Below are 14,711 nucleotides of genomic sequence, written 5' to 3' on the forward strand. Positions count from 1 at the left end.
GAGAAAAGATGAATTACAGGAATACATTAAAAATTTCGATGAATGCCCTGCGCCGGAATAAGTTTCGGGCATTCCTGACCATGTTGGGAATTATTATTGGGGTAGCTTCGGTGATTGCGATGCTGGCCATCGGGCAGGGCTCGAAGAAAAGCATTCAGGACCAAATGGCCGATATGGGTACTAACCTGATCTTTGCCATGCCCGGCTCCGAGCAGCGGGGTGGGGTGCAGATGGGCAATAGCGATGCACAAACCATAAAACTCAGCGATGTGGAAGCGGTGGAGCGTGAATGTACCGCCATCAGTGCCGTATCGCCGCAGGTGAGCTCGCGCGGACAGGTGGTGTATGGCAATAAAAACTGGCCTAGTACGGTGTATGGGGTGAACGAAAAATACCTCGACATCCGGAAATATACGCTGGCTGCCGGACGTATCTTTTCCGAAGCTGAAGTGCGGAGTTATGCCAAAGTGTGCATTGTTGGGCAAACGGTGGTCGATAACCTTTTCGGAACGGACATCGACCCCATCGGAAAATCAGTCCGATTTAATAACATTCCGTTTAAAATTATCGGTGTGCTGGCCGAGAAAGGAGAGAATGGCATGGGGCAGGACCAGGACGACTTGATGCTGTCGCCCTATACCACTGTGCAAAAACGGATTTTATCGATTACCCATATTCAGGGCATTTTTGCATCGGCGGTTTCCGAAGATATGAATGACGTGGCCATCGAGCAGTTGACTCAAACGCTGAGGAAGGCCCATAAAATAAAAGAAAACGATACGGATGATTTCCGGGTGATGTCGCAATCCGAGTTAGTTTCCACCTTTACCTCCATCAGCGATGTGCTCACTGCATTGCTGGGCGCCATTGCCGGTATTTCGTTGCTGGTGGGCGGCATTGGTATCATGAATATCATGTACGTATCGGTAACCGAGCGCACCAAGGAAATTGGCCTGCGCCTGTCGGTTGGCGGACGCGGGGTGGATATCATGATGCAGTTTTTGGTTGAAGCCATCTTGTTGAGCGTTTCGGGCGGGGTTGTTGGCATTATGCTGGGTATTCTTGCTACCTGGGCAGTATCGTCGGTGATGAACTGGCCGGTAGTGATCATGAGTTCCGCTGTGTTTTTCTCCTTCCTGGTTTGTTCGGCCATTGGTATCTTTTTTGGCTGGTACCCGGCCCGGAAGGCTGCCGCCCTGAACCCGATTGATGCATTGCGTTACGAATAGTGCATGTGTGCCGATGGCAGGAAGCTTACTGAAAGATTCCTGCAAAGCCAGTCTGTCAGGCTAATTCGCTATATTTGATCTGAACAAAATCGTTGAAATGAATTTTACCTTCCTTTCCAATAAAAAATTGACGGTTGTCCTGCATGCCATGGCCTGGCTGATCATTGTAATTATTCCGCGTTACCTGGTCAGTGCTTTTGGCAGCGGGCAAGGTGGCGGTTTTCTGTATCAGTTTTATGCCAACACGGCCATTTATGGCGCTATTTTCTATCTGAACTATCTCTGGATTGTTCCGAAATTTTTTTTCAGGGAAAGTAAACTGAGATACTTTTTGTATGCAGCCGGGGGTATTGTCGCTTTGTTCTTGGTGTCCTGGATTTTAAATGAGTACCTTTTTCATTTCCCCGAGCACGAAGAACAGATAGAGCGGATTATGAAGGAACTTGCCAACGGGAAAGAGGTGGATCGGCCACCATTCCGGCAGTTTCGGATTTTTAATTATTTCTACACGGCGGTGTTGATTTCGGGATTTTCGCTGGGGCTGGGTGTACTCGAAAAATTGGGGCAGAACGAAAAGCAACGCAAGGAACTGGAAAAGGAAAAGCTGAATTCCGAACTGGCATTTCTGAAAAACCAAGTCAGCCCGCATTTCTTTTTCAATACGCTGAACAATATTTATTCGCTCATTGGCATTGATACGGGCGAGGCACAGGATGCTGTGCTGAAGCTGTCGAAGCTAATGCGCTATCTGCTATACGAATCCGAGCAGAGCCTGTCGCGGTTGAGCGACGAAATTGCGTTTATGCACAATTACATCGACCTGATGAAACTCCGCCTGAGCAAAAAGGTGGAACTTTCTGTTTCGCTTCCCGAAAAGGTGGAGGACATTTTTGTACCGCCGCTCCTGTTTATACCGTTTGTCGAAAACGCCTTTAAGCACGGGGTAAGTTATCGCGAAAACTCCTTCATCGAAATCAGCATGAAGGTTGAGGGGAGCTCGGTTTCATTTTTTGCGCGGAACAGTATTGGCGCCAGCAGCCAGGCCGGCGACGGGCAACATTCAGGCATTGGGCTCGACAATGTGAAAAAGCGCCTGGACCTGCTGTTCCCAAACCAGCATGTGTTGCATATTGTAAAAACTGACAGCGATTTTCGGGTCGAACTGAAGCTGGAAACCAAAAATCTGAATGCATGAAGCTCCGGACCATTGCCCTCGATGACGAACCGCTGGCCCTGAAATTGGTAGCCGGTTATGTTCAGAAAACCCCGTTTTTAGAACTGGTGGGCGAGTTTGATAATCCGATGGATGCGATGGATTTTTTGGCTGACCAGGTGGTTGACCTCATTGTCCTCGACATTCAGATGCCCGACCTCACCGGCATTGAATTCACCAAAACGCTCACGAATCCGCCCAAAATTATTTTCACTACCGCCTACGAAAAGTACGCCATCGAAGGGTTTAAGGTGAATGCGGTGGACTATCTGCTAAAACCGTTCAGCTACCCGGAATTTCTGGTGGCGGCACAAAAAGCGAAAAAGCTGGTCGAACTAGAGCAGTCGGCCTTTCCAACCATTGAGGCCAACAATCAGTTTTTGTTTTTGAAATCGGAATACAAAATCCGCCGCATCAACTTCAACGATATTTTATACATCGAAGGATTAAAGGATTATGTGAAAGTTTTCTTGCAAAACGAAGAAAAGCCAATCCTCTCCTTGAATTCGGTGAAAGCGCTGGAACAGAAATTACCCGCCGACCGCTTTATGAGGGTACACCGGTCGTTTATCGTCAACCTCGAAAAGATCGCAACCATCGAGCGCAGTCGCATTGTGTTCGGGAAAACCTATATTCCCGTGAGCGACCAGTACAAAGATCGTTTTCAGGAATACCTGAACCGAAATTTTTTGTAAATCCTTTTTCCTGAAGATTGGCCATTCGGTCGCTGATGTTTATTGCTTGTTGTGCTGAAGTTCAGATAACTTGAAATTTGGAAGCTGTAATTTGCGGCTTTCCACAAGCTGGCGCCCATTCTATTCTTATTCCCTATGGCATTTTCTTTGGTGGAGGCTGCACGAATTGAAAAAGTCGTTGCACGAGCCGGAGTAGCCGTTGCACAGTTCAAAGCTGACATTGTTTCACTCCTAACTGACATTGTTTCAGGTGAAGCGCTTATTGCACGGTACAGACCGGTCGTTGTTTCAGTTGAAGTGGTCATTGCACGGTACAGACCGGTCGTTGTTTCAGTTGAAGTGGTCATTGCACGGGTTTTAGCAGTTGTTGTTTGAGTCGAAGTGTTCATTGCACGGGTCATGGCAGGTGTTGTTTGAGGCGAAGTGGTCATTGCATGCAATCGCGCGGGAGCAGGGGGCAACTTGAAATTTGGAAGCCGGAAGTTGCAGCTTTTCCGCCAATACCGGTATCTTTGCACAAAACCACCAGTTATGACAGGAAAAGATTTGCGCATCGTTTTCATGGGAACGCCCGATTTTGCAACGGCCAGTTTGCAGGCATTGGTTGAGAATGGCTACCAGGTTGTCGGGGTTATTACTGCTCCCGACAAACCCGCGGGGCGCGGACGGCAATTGCAAGAGTCGGCCGTAAAGAAATATGCCGCCGAAAAAGGCTTGCACATCATGCAGCCCGAAAAACTGAAAAATCCGGATTTTATAGCTGAATTGGAACGTTTGAAGGCCGATTTGCAGGTGGTCGTAGCGTTTCGCATGTTGCCCGAAGCAGTTTGGCACATGCCGCGGTTGGGGACCTTCAACCTGCATGGTTCGCTGCTGCCGCAATACCGTGGCGCCGCCCCGCTCAACTGGGCCATCATCAATGGAGAAAAAGAAACCGGCGTCACTACGTTCCTGTTGTCCCACGAAATTGATACCGGGGCCATTCTTTTCCGCGAAAAGATTACGATTGGCGAAAATGATACGGTGGGCGATATTCACGATCGTTTGATGGAAATTGGCGCAGGCCTGGTCGTAAAAACAGTTGACGCCCTGGCTGATGGCCATTGTTCGCCAATTGATCAGGACGCGATTAAAGTGGATGAACTGAAACCGGCGCCTAAAATTTTCAAAGAGGATTGCCGGATTGATTGGACAAAACCCGGTGTGCAAATCCGGAACCTGATCCGCGGACTTTCGCCTTACCCGGCTGCCTGGACCGAGTTGAAAGCTTCTGAAGGACAAACGTTGGCAATGAAAGTATTTTCGGCCGATTTGGAAATGGGTTCAGTAGCACAACCCGGCTCCATCCAAACCGATGGAAAAAACTACCTGAAAGTAGCCACAGCTGATGGCTGGCTGTCCATTACCGACTTGCAGCTGGCCGGTAAAAAGCGGATGAACACCGTTGAATTTCTCCGTGGTTTCCACGGGATTGAAAATGCACGGGTGCAATGAAGCGCTTGCTGCTGAAAACAGGCAAAAGCCTGCTGGCTTTGTTGCTTTTGTTGCTCGGCCTGTTTTTCTTTTATGTGGATTGGTTTATTTTCAGGTATGTGCTTTGGCCATCGTGGAAAGCTGGTAGTCTGCAACTGCACGAAAGCCTCTCCATTTATAAATTTACCTTTCGGGGAAACCTGGCCTATCTTCCTTTTCTGATCTATCTGTTGATCGGTCTGTTTTTACTTTACATTTTTGCCCGGACGATTTACCGCACCTGGGGCAGGCGCGGTTAGTTCCGCGGTTTTTTCTTTCTTAGGTAAATCGCATCTCCGTTGGAAGGTTTTTCATTTTCACCCATCCGGTTGAGCCGGTACAATTTTTTCAGTTTGATACCATAACGTTGCGAAATGTAGTGCATGTTGTCGTCTGCTTCAAAAATATGCACCTCGTTATTTTTGTGGGCTTTATTGCGTTTCGGTTCAATGTATAAAATTTCATTTTCGCGCAACCTTCTATTTTCGGACAGATCGTTATATCTAAAAACTTCCCAGGTTTTCAGACCAAACTCGTCGGCGATTTTTTGAGGAGAATCACCTACTTTAACCACAATCGATCGTAATCCGTTGCGATGGACTACCTTGCGGGTAATGTACGGATTAATCAAGGTTGAACCATTGTCGGTTCCGTTTTTAGGTGTGGCAATGCGGGCAATCTGTTGCGGATCAATGCCTTGATCGTATAGGTATAGTTTGTTTTCCTCGATGATTTTAATCAGTAAGGCAGGATAATTCGGATTGGTGGCATAACCGGCTTTTTTCAGTCCGTGTGCCCAGCCTTTGTAGTCGGTGATGTCGAGCGTGAACAGTTCGCCATAGCGCGGGTTTGCCATCAGAAAATTACTGTGGTCGATGAAAGACTCTTCTACCGAACCATATCTCCGGAAACATTCATTCCGGTGATCGTCATCATGATAAACGCGTTTGCCCTTCCAGTCATTTTTACACTTAATGCCAAAGTGATTGTTCGATTTCAGGCTGAGCTGGCTGTTGCCATTACCGGATTCGAGGCTGGCCTGCGCCAGTTTGATGCTGGCCGGTATGCCGGTTCGCTGCATCTCGGAAATGGCCAGTTTACGGTATGTTTTTATATATTCTTCGCGGGTGTAAACGCGTTGTGAGAATCCGGCAAGAAAAACCAGACTGAGAATAAACGACAATAAAATCTTTCTGATCATATCCATCAATTTTTCTGAAAATATAATTAGCCAACTTTTTCCCCGTTGGCATACATATTTTAAAAACGTACTTTTGGGGAAAGGCTATATCTTATGCAAGCAAAAGAAATCAAAATTCTTGTTTCTGAGTACGAAAGTCTGGAAGAGTTAATAACAACCGATCGTGAATTAGTGGTTGCGGCCCGCGAAATTGCTCAAAACGCCTATGCTCCGTATTCCGGTTTTAAGGTTGGCGCAGCACTTTTGATGGAGGATGGCAGCATTGTTTGCGGGAATAACCAGGAGAATGCTTCGTCGCCGGTTGGCATCTGTGCTGAGCGGACCGCTTTGTTTTGGGCAAATGCCAATTTCCCGGAGAAAGCGGTTAAGGCCATTGCCGTTACCGCAATTGATCAATCGGGCAGCCGGGCTATAAACCTGAGCCCGTGCGGTGCCTGTCGTCAGGTGTTGCTCGAAACCCAGCACCGCTTTTCGCAACCTATCCGGATTTTGCTCGACAGCCGCGAAAAAATTGAGGTTCTTCAGGATGCTGACAGTCTGTTGCCGCTAAGTTTCAACGGCAACTCGCTGAAGGCCGGGGTTTAGCCTCCTCATTGGAATCTGCTTCAAAAAAAATGCGGATAAAATCCGCACCTTTTTCCCTTAATCTTTCAATTCTTTGATCTGGATCAGATCATCCCATATGGCATCACCTTTTGGTGGCCTGGCCACAATTTTAATGGGTTCCTTTTTTACCGGATGAATAAACTCCAATTTACGCGCATGAAGGTGAATGCCTCCATCCGGGTTGCTTCGTTCGGCCCCGTATTTTAAATCGCCTTTGATGTGGCATCCCATTTTTGCCAGTTGTACCCGTATTTGGTGGTGCCTTCCGGTATGCAGGTCAATTTCGAGCAGGTGATAGCGGTTTACACTGGCCATGTGCTTATAGGAAAGACTGCAAAAGCGACCACCTTTTTTGGGTTTTGAACTGGCGAAACTCTTGTTTTTACCTTCGTCTTTCCAGAGGTAGTGTTCCAGTGTTCCTTCTTCCAGTTCCGGTAGTACATCCACCACGGCCCAATATGTTTTTTTGATGGCATCCTTGTCCTGGAACATTTCGTTCAGGCGGGTAAGTGCTTTGCTGGTGCGGGCAAAAAGTACAATGCCGCTGGTAGGCCGGTCGAGCCGGTGTGGCGATCCCAGGTACACATCGCCAGGCTTATTATATTTCTTTTTGATGTAGGCTTTTACCTGGTCAATCAGCGTGACATCGCCGGTTTTGTCGCCCTGCACAATTTCGCCACAGGCTTTGTTCACAGCGATAATATGGTTGTCTTCGTAAATTACTTGCATACCAAAATGAGTTTGAAGCTCTGAGTTCCGAGTTTTGAGTTTTAGGATTTCCTTTTTAGTACTACTCGCTACTCACGACCCGCTTCCCAGGACAGATTAATATTGTTCCCTTTCGTTCGGGAAATTTTTTGATTTGACATCTTCGATATAACTGCCTACAGCGCCTTTAATTTCGGCGGCCAGATTGTGGTAGCGGCGCAGGAAACGCGGCGAAAATTCCTGGGTAATGCCCAGCATGTCGTGGATAACCAGTACTTGCCCGTCAACTCCGCTGCCGGCGCCGATTCCGATCACCGGGATTTTCAGCGATTCAGCCACCTGCTTTCCTAAAATGGCCGGGATCTTTTCGAGTACGATGGCAAAACAGCCGGCATCTTCAAGCAGTTTGGCATCTTCCAGTAGCTTTTTGGCTTCTTCTTCCTGTTTGGCACGCACGGTATAAGTACCATATTTATGAATCGACTGCGGCATCAAACCCAGATGGCCCATCACCGGGATCCCGGCAGAAAGAATGCGGTCAACTGATTCCAGAATTTCTTTTCCTCCTTCCAGTTTTACGGCATCGGCTGCTGTTTCCTTCATAATGCGGATGGCCGAGCTGAGCGCTTCTTTGCTGTTGCCCTGGTAAGTGCCAAAAGGCAAATCGACAACCACCAGGGCACGATTGGCCGCTTTAACAACCGATGTTCCGTGGTAGATCATCTGGTCCAGCGTGATAGGTAAGGTTGTTTCGTTGCCCAGCATGACATTCGATGCCGAATCGCCCACCAGGATTACATCAATCCCGGCCTCATCCACTAGTTTTGCCATGCTGTAATCGTAGCTGGTCAGCATAGATATTTTTTCACCCCGCAGTTTCATCTCTGACAACACATGCGTGGTAACGCGTTTAACTTCTTTATGTACTGACATGGTATTTTATTTAATGGTACAAAGTAAGTAACTTTTTACGAAACTGGTTGGCATGTGGAAGACAGATTGTAAGGCCCAGCTTTTTTATGTCTTTTTGTCACCAAACATGTCAGTCCTGAAGCAGGCATTTTTTGTATTGTGCCAATTTTGCACCTGCCACGCCAGATTTCCTCTTGGCATAATCATTGATCTTTCGAGACCGTAATTTTGAATTTCACTATCAGAAATAATTAAAAACAATACATAAAATGGGAAAAATTATTGGAATCGACTTAGGTACAACAAACTCCTGCGTTGCAGTGATGGAAGGTAACGAGCCTGTTGTAATTCCCAACAGCGAAGGAAAGCGTACCACTCCTTCAATCGTGGCTTTCGTGGAAAACGGCGAACGTAAAATCGGCGATCCGGCAAAACGTCAGGCTATCACCAACCCTCATAAAACGATCTCATCGATCAAACGATTTATGGGTGAAGGCTATTCAAATCTGAATAAAGAAATTTCACGCGTGCCCTTTACGGTAGTGCAAGGCGATAATAATACGCCTCGTGTTCTGATCGATGACCGCAAGTATTCGCCACAGGAAATTTCGGCGATGGTTCTTCAAAAAATGAAGAAGACAGCGGAAGATTATCTGGGACAAGAAGTTACCGAAGCCGTGATTACCGTTCCGGCTTACTTCAACGATGCTCAGCGTCAAGCAACTAAAGAAGCCGGCGAAATTGCCGGTCTGACAGTTCGTCGGATTATCAACGAACCAACTGCTGCTTCGTTGGCTTACGGTTTGGACAAGATGCACCGCGATATGAAAGTGGCCGTATTTGACCTCGGTGGCGGTACTTTCGATATTTCAATCCTCGAATTGGGTGATGGCGTATTCGAAGTGAAATCGACCGATGGTGATACTCACTTGGGGGGAGATGACTTTGACCAAACGATTATCGACTGGCTGGCTGAAGAGTTTTTGCGCGAAGAAGGACTGGATCTGCGCAAAGATGCCATGGCCCTGCAGCGTTTGAAAGAAGCTGCCGAAAAGGCAAAAATTGAATTGTCGAGTTCAACACAAACCGAAATCAACTTACCCTACATCATGCCGGTAAACGGTATGCCCAAACACCTGGTGAAAACGCTGACACGTTCCAAATTTGAACAATTGGCCGACAGCCTGATCAATGCCACACTGGAACCTTGCCGCAAAGCGTTGAAAAACGCCGGTATGACCGCTGCTGATATTGATGAAGTTATTCTGGTGGGTGGTTCTACCCGTATTCCGGCTGTTCAGGAAAAAGTACAACAACTGTTTGGTAAAGCTCCCTCAAAAGGTGTGAACCCGGATGAAGTAGTTGCGGTAGGTGCAGCCATTCAGGGAGGTGTACTCACCGGGGAAGTAAAAGATGTACTGTTGCTCGACGTTACCCCGCTTTCATTGGGAATCGAAACGATGGGTGGTGTTATGACCAAACTGATCGAAGCCAACACGACTATTCCGACAAAGAAATCGGAAACATTTACTACAGCCTCCGATAACCAGCCGTCGGTTGAAATTCATGTATTGCAGGGAGAACGCCCGATGGCCGCCGGCAACAAAACGATTGGCCGCTTCCACCTGGATGGAATTCCGCCCGCACGTCGCGGTGTGCCTCAGATCGAGGTGGCTTTTGACATCGACGCCAACGGTATCTTACATGTTCATGCCAAAGACAAGGCTACCGGAAAATCACAGTCCATACGTATCGAGGCTTCATCGGGCCTGAGCGATGACGAAATTAAACGGATGCGAGAAGAAGCTGCGGCCAACGCCGAAGCAGACAAAGCTGCCAAAGAGCGCGTGGACAAGCTAAACCAGGCAGATAGTTTGATTTTCCAAACGGAAAAGCAGCTGACTGAGTTTGGCGATAAACTTCCGGCTGACAAAAAAGCGCCGATAGAGGCAGCTCTGAACAAGCTGAAAGAAGCTCACAAAAACCAGGATATCGCCGGAATCGATACTGCTACAGCCGAGTTGAACCAGGTTTTTCAAGCAGCTTCGCAGGAAATGTACAATGCGCAGGCTCAAGCCAATCCGCAGCCAGGACCTGATGCCGGAACCGGAGCGCACGGCGGTAACGGACAATCATCAAAAACTTCACAGGACGGAGAAGTAACCGATGTGGATTTTGAAGAAGTCAAATAGGGTACGATAAATAACAATTAATAAGAATTGCCAAAGCGCAGTAAAGTTTTGATTTACTGCGCTTCTTGTTTTTTTGTGAATTATTATTTCTGTTGAAATTTCATTGAATTTTGTCATATATTTGTACCATATTTGTTCCGCGCGCTAATAGGCTTTAATGTGCGCGTTAAACATGCTTATTGTGTCTTATGCAGCTTTAACTAAAGTTAAACTAACCGATGTGGTGTTATGGGAAAAAGTAATTTGAAAATACCGAAGATTTGTGAGCAGTGTGGTAAACCATTTGAAGCAAAAACAGTTGCAACTCGTTTTTGTAGTCCCTATTGCGTTGATAAATCCGGAAAGGAGAGAAGACGGCAGGAAAAGGAATCTGAACGGAGGCAAACTCTACTTGAACAAGCAGCAGATAAGATTGCAGAAATTCAAACACGTCCATATATTTCAATCGCCGAAGCAACAGTTCTTTTTGGAATTTCTAAGGATACTATCCGTAGATTGATTAAGGCCAATAAGATTCCAGCGGTAAATCTGGGACAAAGATTGACCAGAGTAAGTCGGTCACACATCGAAGCGATGTTTACTGTTGTTACTCTACTCGAAACTCCCGAAGTTGTACCCCAAAAGCTTCGATATGAGAAGTATGAGTGTTATGACATCGCTGAGGTTTCTGAGAAATTCGGAGTTTCGCCATCTACAGTAAACAAGACAATCCGTCGCAATAGTATACCAAGGCGACAGTTTGGTAAGTTTGTCTATGTTCCCAAGGAACAGATTGATAGAATATTTTCATCTAAAAACATTCTAGCATGAAAGACTTGACCAACACTAAAGTTACAGTTAGACTAAGGAAGGCAGAGGAGCGAAAAGAGTGGTATGTTTATATTGAGAGTTATCCGGTATTTCTCCCCGGTAAAAATAAACCGCAACGCAAACGAGAATATTTGAACAGAGCAGTTACCACCGTTGAATGGGATAAGAAGCGAGTGGCTCGTTCTTCTAATCAAGGAGAGAAGACCTATAGGCCCAAACGGGATGACAACGGTGTTATTATTTGCAAAAGTGAGCTTGACCGAGAAACGATGCTGTATGCAGATGGTGTCCGCAAGCTCAGGCAGCGTGAATACGACAATGCTGATTTGTACAGTGATTCTGAGAAAGCGCTGTCAGAGCAAAAAGAGCGACTTCAACAAAACTTTATCGATTATTTTGAAAGGTTAATTGATCGACGCCACGGGAAGAATAGTTCAAAGTCTATTCGAGTTAATTGGGAACGAGCTCATGTATTTTTGAAGCAGTTCGCTGGTGACACCCTTCTGTTTTCGCAAATCGATACCCGTATGGCAGAAGAATTTAAACATTTTCTTTTGTCTGCTCCCGCGGGGCACAAGAAAAGTGGGGTAATTTCGCATAATACAGCTGGAACTTATTTCTCCATTTTCAAGGCTGCTGTCAAGCAAGCTTTCATTGACGACTATTTGACGGTTAATTTAGCTGCTAAAATGAAAGGATTAAGGGATCAGGAATCGCGTCGAGAGTATTTGACTGTTGACGAACTTAACACCCTTGCGTCGACCCCTTGCGAGAGGGACGTTCTCAAAAGAGCGGCTTTGTTTTCTGCACTCACTGGATTACGTCACTCGGATATTCAGAAACTTCAATGGCGAGAAATCAGCAAAAATGGGAAACAAGCCTTGCTCCAGTTTACCCAGAAAAAAACAAAGGGCGTTGAGTATACTCCTATATCTGAACAAGCTCTGGAACTTTGTGGGCCTCCGGGATCCCACGAACAATATGTTTTTGAGGATTTACCTGACCCTTCATGGATATCACGTCCGCTTAAGCAGTGGATTAAATCTGCAGGGATTAAAAAAAATATTACATTCCATTGTTTTCGTCATACATTCGCTACTTTGCAATTGTCAAGTGGAACTGATATCTATACCGTCAGTAAAATGCTTGGGCATACAAATGTTAAAACAACACAGATTTATGCAAAAGTAGTAGACGATAAGAAAAACAAAGCCGCACAGGCTATTCGGTTAGATGAAATAAAATCAAAGGAGGGGTGAAAAATGTTCTTTTTGGGATATTTATGATAATAGTTTCTCAATAAGTGAGTATCTTGATGCAAAAACCGATAAGTCAGAGAAATGCTGAATACAAAATACATTGAATACATTGCAGTATATGTGTCTGTTTTATTTGGATGTGTCGTGATGGCCGTTATTGTCAGATTATCCGTTCTTGCACTTGGTGTTGACGAATTTACTGCAAATGTTATTTTCTTCGCTACTATTTTTTTGTTGGTTATAATCTATAGTATTCTCATACTTGTCATCGACGGTCTTTATAATGCGATCGCTAAAAGGATACTTTTCTACCGCAAGAATACAAGTATATCTGCTCCAAGTCCAATGGAAGTAAAGGATTTTAATAAAATTCGGGAAGACAGTCAGAAAGCATTTGCGGAAAAAGAACAGAGCGTAAAAGAAGTTGCTATAAGATACACCCAAAAGAAATTTGCACCATATACTTCTAATGAACAACTGGATTTGCTCTGCCATTATATAGCCCATTATTCAGAAGGAAAGCAATTGCAGGTTACCCATCAGATCAGTGTAATCAAATTATCAAACCTTGATATTTACCATTTTGGATGGAATATCTGGAATTACTTAAAAATTAGCAATCAGGCTGAAATTGCTTTTTTCTCAAAAGTGTATTTCATGGTGTACTCAAGGATGTTGAGGTTGAAACGATCAAGCGACATCTCAAAGACGACGAGTCAAAAGGAATCATCAAAATTCAGAAGAATCTTCTAGCGGAATAGAGATCATAAATTATCACCATCATTCGTGTTCTTTGCGTGTTTCTTCTGTGGCGATACAAACACACCGAAAACACGGGTTTCATTTGCAGCATAACGATCAAAAACAAAAGTTATGAATGCAAATGAAATTTCCTTTGAGAATCTGCCCAAGGCAGTGGGCCACCTTCTGAGTGAAATAGCCGAACTTAAGTTGATGGTATCAAAAGGGCAGCCACCTGTAACTACTCCCAAACGTACTCCTTTAGGAATTGAGGATGCCTGCCGAATAATCGGGAAGGCAAAGCCGACTGTTTATACACTGGTTCGGAAACGATTGCTACCCTGTTATAAAAACGGGAAGAAGCTTTACTTTTTTGAAGATGAGCTGCTGGATTGGATAGCGACCGGAAAAAAGAAGACCTTGCTGGAAATTAGAACCGAGGCAGAGTCTGATGTTAGAAGGCGTAATCAAAACATTGGCGGCAGATGAACCTTTTTGAACTGTTAATCAATTTTTGGAGGATCGATGAGCAGAAGAATTTTACGGGGAACGAGACACGCTTATACTTCTTTCTAATTCATTTGGCAAATCGTTCGTTTTGGCCAGAATGGATTGAATTTGCAGACAAGCGAATGGTTGCCAATGCAAATGTTTCTTTGCAAGTTCTGAAATCTGCACGAGATCGCTTAAGAGTTGCCGGGTTGCTCGACTTTGTTCCTGGGGGTGGATTTAGGGTCAAAACTAAGTATCGGATTCTGACACCTACATCAAACCCTAAACCCTCACCATATTATTATAAGACAAAAGACAAAAATTCTAACATGAATTCAAATGGAGGAAAAAGAGGTTTTGTCCACACCGGAAGCGATTTTGACTAGTCGAAGGTTTTACGGTGTCCTGCTGGAAGAGTCCCAAAAGATTGTTGCAGCCGAAAAAGAAAGATTGGCGGGTCATCGTTTTATTTTGCCTTTGGAATATTCAGACTTTTTGAACCTGTTTGTTTCATTTGGAACTGCTTGCTTAATGAAGCGAAATCAGGTTCGGAATTTTATTGTCGATGAATTCAATGAGCCGGCGTTAAGACAGCTATACTACTACGTGACCAATATGGATTCGTTCACCGGTGATTTATCAAAGGGTATTTTGCTGCAAGGTAAGTACGGGAGCGGTAAAACTGTTCTTTTGGAAACTTATTCGGCGTTTCATAATCACATCGTGAGGAGGTTCTCTCTTAAGCACCCGTTGCTTACTTTCATCAAATCAGTCGAATTACAAGAACAGATCAGGAAAAAATCCATCGCCAACTTTGTCCGGAGACCATTAATCATCGATGAATTTGGACGGGAATCGAAGACCGTGCAGGATTACGGCAATACTGTTCGACCGATTTCGGAATTGTTGAGTCTTCGAAGTGACGTTGGAGCAATTACTCATGCTACTTCCAATTTCACACTGAGCACTCTTTCTTCAGATGAATTTTATGGAGGCATGATTGGAGATCGGCTTCGGACCATGTTCAATTTTATCACGTTGCCAGGAGAGAGCAGAAGAAGGTGATATAATGTTAGATTCTAACAGTTTGTCAAAAGAACACGGAGAATCCGAATTGCCAGGAGGTCTCTGTTTTCTGGGG

Annotated in this window: 17 protein-coding genes; 14 read left to right on the forward strand and 3 right to left on the reverse strand. The window is 45.3% G+C overall.

Features of this window, described 5'->3' with window-relative positions:
• Nucleotides 1-8: 8 nt before the first annotated feature.
• From N2K84_RS06420 to N2K84_RS06445, 6 genes are all read left to right on the forward strand, one after another.
• On the forward strand, nt 9-1,229 hold the full coding sequence (locus N2K84_RS06420; RefSeq protein ID WP_282590960.1) for an ABC transporter permease: 1,221 nt from the start codon (nt 9-11) through the stop codon (nt 1,227-1,229).
• 97 nt (nt 1,230-1,326) lie between these two features.
• The gene (locus N2K84_RS06425) at nt 1,327-2,424 is read left to right on the forward strand and encodes a sensor histidine kinase (RefSeq protein WP_282590961.1); all 1,098 of its coding nucleotides are present in this window, start codon (nt 1,327-1,329) and stop codon (nt 2,422-2,424) included.
• Nucleotides 2,421-3,137, forward strand: coding sequence for a LytR/AlgR family response regulator transcription factor (locus N2K84_RS06430; RefSeq protein ID WP_282590962.1), 717 nt, complete (start codon nt 2,421-2,423; stop codon nt 3,135-3,137). The genes N2K84_RS06425 and N2K84_RS06430 overlap by 4 nt, the downstream gene beginning before the upstream one ends.
• A gap of 135 nt (nt 3,138-3,272) precedes the next feature.
• A complete protein-coding gene (locus tag N2K84_RS06435) occupies nt 3,273-3,512 on the forward strand; it encodes a hypothetical protein (protein WP_282590963.1) in 240 nt (79 codons plus the stop codon).
• 156 nt (nt 3,513-3,668) lie between these two features.
• A complete protein-coding gene (gene fmt / locus N2K84_RS06440; protein WP_282590964.1) occupies nt 3,669-4,631 on the forward strand; it encodes a methionyl-tRNA formyltransferase in 963 nt (320 codons plus the stop codon).
• A complete protein-coding gene (locus tag N2K84_RS06445; RefSeq protein WP_282590965.1) occupies nt 4,628-4,909 on the forward strand; it encodes a hypothetical protein in 282 nt (93 codons plus the stop codon). The genes fmt and N2K84_RS06445 overlap by 4 nt, the downstream gene beginning before the upstream one ends.
• On the opposite strand, the gene N2K84_RS06450 is transcribed toward N2K84_RS06445, so the two are convergent.
• The gene (locus N2K84_RS06450; RefSeq protein ID WP_282590966.1) at nt 4,906-5,850 is read right to left on the reverse strand and encodes a glucosaminidase domain-containing protein; all 945 of its coding nucleotides are present in this window, start codon (nt 5,848-5,850) and stop codon (nt 4,906-4,908) included. The two genes, N2K84_RS06445 and N2K84_RS06450, sit on opposite strands and share 4 nt — an antisense overlap.
• 93 nt (nt 5,851-5,943) lie before the next feature.
• On the opposite strand from N2K84_RS06450, the gene N2K84_RS06455 reads away from it, so the two are divergent.
• Complete coding sequence (locus N2K84_RS06455) at nt 5,944-6,435, forward strand: cytidine deaminase (protein ID WP_282590967.1); 492 nt, start codon at nt 5,944-5,946, stop codon at nt 6,433-6,435.
• A gap of 57 nt (nt 6,436-6,492) precedes the next feature.
• On the opposite strand, the gene N2K84_RS06460 is transcribed toward N2K84_RS06455, so the two are convergent.
• Both N2K84_RS06460 and panB read right to left on the reverse strand, forming a co-directional pair.
• Nucleotides 6,493-7,185: an RluA family pseudouridine synthase gene (locus N2K84_RS06460; RefSeq protein ID WP_282590968.1), complete on the reverse strand. Its 693-nt coding sequence runs from the start codon at nt 7,183-7,185 to the stop codon at nt 6,493-6,495.
• Between the two features lie 96 nt (nt 7,186-7,281).
• On the reverse strand, nt 7,282-8,097 hold the full coding sequence (panB, locus tag N2K84_RS06465) for a 3-methyl-2-oxobutanoate hydroxymethyltransferase (protein WP_282590969.1): 816 nt from the start codon (nt 8,095-8,097) through the stop codon (nt 7,282-7,284).
• A gap of 248 nt (nt 8,098-8,345) precedes the next feature.
• Here panB and dnaK point away from each other — a divergent pair, with 248 nt between their 5' ends.
• The 7 genes from dnaK to N2K84_RS06500 all read left to right on the forward strand — a co-directional run bounded on the left by dnaK (nt 8,346) and on the right by N2K84_RS06500 (nt 14,635).
• Nucleotides 8,346-10,268 (forward strand): molecular chaperone DnaK, encoded by a 1,923-nt coding sequence (dnaK, locus tag N2K84_RS06470; protein WP_282590970.1) that lies wholly within the window; start codon nt 8,346-8,348, stop codon nt 10,266-10,268.
• Nucleotides 10,269-10,496: 228 nt separating this feature from the next.
• Nucleotides 10,497-11,078, forward strand: coding sequence for a helix-turn-helix domain-containing protein (locus N2K84_RS06475; RefSeq protein WP_282590971.1), 582 nt, complete (start codon nt 10,497-10,499; stop codon nt 11,076-11,078).
• Complete coding sequence (locus N2K84_RS06480) at nt 11,075-12,337, forward strand: site-specific integrase (protein ID WP_282590972.1); 1,263 nt, start codon at nt 11,075-11,077, stop codon at nt 12,335-12,337. The genes N2K84_RS06475 and N2K84_RS06480 overlap by 4 nt, the downstream gene beginning before the upstream one ends.
• Nucleotides 12,338-12,418: 81 nt before the next feature.
• On the forward strand, nt 12,419-13,090 hold the full coding sequence (locus N2K84_RS06485) for a hypothetical protein (protein ID WP_282590973.1): 672 nt from the start codon (nt 12,419-12,421) through the stop codon (nt 13,088-13,090).
• A gap of 120 nt (nt 13,091-13,210) precedes the next feature.
• Nucleotides 13,211-13,567: a helix-turn-helix domain-containing protein gene (locus tag N2K84_RS06490; RefSeq protein WP_282590974.1), complete on the forward strand. Its 357-nt coding sequence runs from the start codon at nt 13,211-13,213 to the stop codon at nt 13,565-13,567.
• Nucleotides 13,564-13,956, forward strand: coding sequence for a hypothetical protein (locus tag N2K84_RS06495; protein ID WP_282590975.1), 393 nt, complete (start codon nt 13,564-13,566; stop codon nt 13,954-13,956). Before N2K84_RS06490 ends, N2K84_RS06495 begins: the two co-directional genes overlap by 4 nt.
• Nucleotides 13,910-14,635 (forward strand): hypothetical protein, encoded by a 726-nt coding sequence (locus tag N2K84_RS06500; protein WP_282590976.1) that lies wholly within the window; start codon nt 13,910-13,912, stop codon nt 14,633-14,635. Before N2K84_RS06495 ends, N2K84_RS06500 begins: the two co-directional genes overlap by 47 nt.
• Nucleotides 14,636-14,711 lie beyond the last annotated feature (76 nt).

Source organism: Gaoshiqia sediminis, from assembly GCF_025907915.1.
Taxonomy (GTDB): Bacteria; Bacteroidota; Bacteroidia; order Bacteroidales; family Prolixibacteraceae; genus Gaoshiqia; species Gaoshiqia sediminis.

Coding starts and splice junctions, on each gene's coding strand:
- N2K84_RS06420 (WP_282590960.1), top strand. CDS start 9: ATGAATTACAGGAATACATTAAAAATTTCGATGAATGCCCTGCGCCGG.
- N2K84_RS06425 (WP_282590961.1), top strand. CDS start 1,327: ATGAATTTTACCTTCCTTTCCAATAAAAAATTGACGGTTGTCCTGCAT.
- N2K84_RS06430 (WP_282590962.1), top strand. CDS start 2,421: ATGAAGCTCCGGACCATTGCCCTCGATGACGAACCGCTGGCCCTGAAA.
- N2K84_RS06435 (WP_282590963.1), top strand. CDS start 3,273: ATGGCATTTTCTTTGGTGGAGGCTGCACGAATTGAAAAAGTCGTTGCA.
- fmt (WP_282590964.1), top strand. CDS start 3,669: ATGACAGGAAAAGATTTGCGCATCGTTTTCATGGGAACGCCCGATTTT.
- N2K84_RS06445 (WP_282590965.1), top strand. CDS start 4,628: ATGAAGCGCTTGCTGCTGAAAACAGGCAAAAGCCTGCTGGCTTTGTTG.
- N2K84_RS06450 (WP_282590966.1), bottom strand. CDS start 5,850: ATGATCAGAAAGATTTTATTGTCGTTTATTCTCAGTCTGGTTTTTCTT.
- N2K84_RS06455 (WP_282590967.1), top strand. CDS start 5,944: ATGCAAGCAAAAGAAATCAAAATTCTTGTTTCTGAGTACGAAAGTCTG.
- N2K84_RS06460 (WP_282590968.1), bottom strand. CDS start 7,185: ATGCAAGTAATTTACGAAGACAACCATATTATCGCTGTGAACAAAGCC.
- panB (WP_282590969.1), bottom strand. CDS start 8,097: ATGTCAGTACATAAAGAAGTTAAACGCGTTACCACGCATGTGTTGTCA.
- dnaK (WP_282590970.1), top strand. CDS start 8,346: ATGGGAAAAATTATTGGAATCGACTTAGGTACAACAAACTCCTGCGTT.
- N2K84_RS06475 (WP_282590971.1), top strand. CDS start 10,497: ATGGGAAAAAGTAATTTGAAAATACCGAAGATTTGTGAGCAGTGTGGT.
- N2K84_RS06480 (WP_282590972.1), top strand. CDS start 11,075: ATGAAAGACTTGACCAACACTAAAGTTACAGTTAGACTAAGGAAGGCA.
- N2K84_RS06485 (WP_282590973.1), top strand. CDS start 12,419: ATGCTGAATACAAAATACATTGAATACATTGCAGTATATGTGTCTGTT.
- N2K84_RS06490 (WP_282590974.1), top strand. CDS start 13,211: ATGAATGCAAATGAAATTTCCTTTGAGAATCTGCCCAAGGCAGTGGGC.
- N2K84_RS06495 (WP_282590975.1), top strand. CDS start 13,564: ATGAACCTTTTTGAACTGTTAATCAATTTTTGGAGGATCGATGAGCAG.
- N2K84_RS06500 (WP_282590976.1), top strand. CDS start 13,910: ATGGAGGAAAAAGAGGTTTTGTCCACACCGGAAGCGATTTTGACTAGT.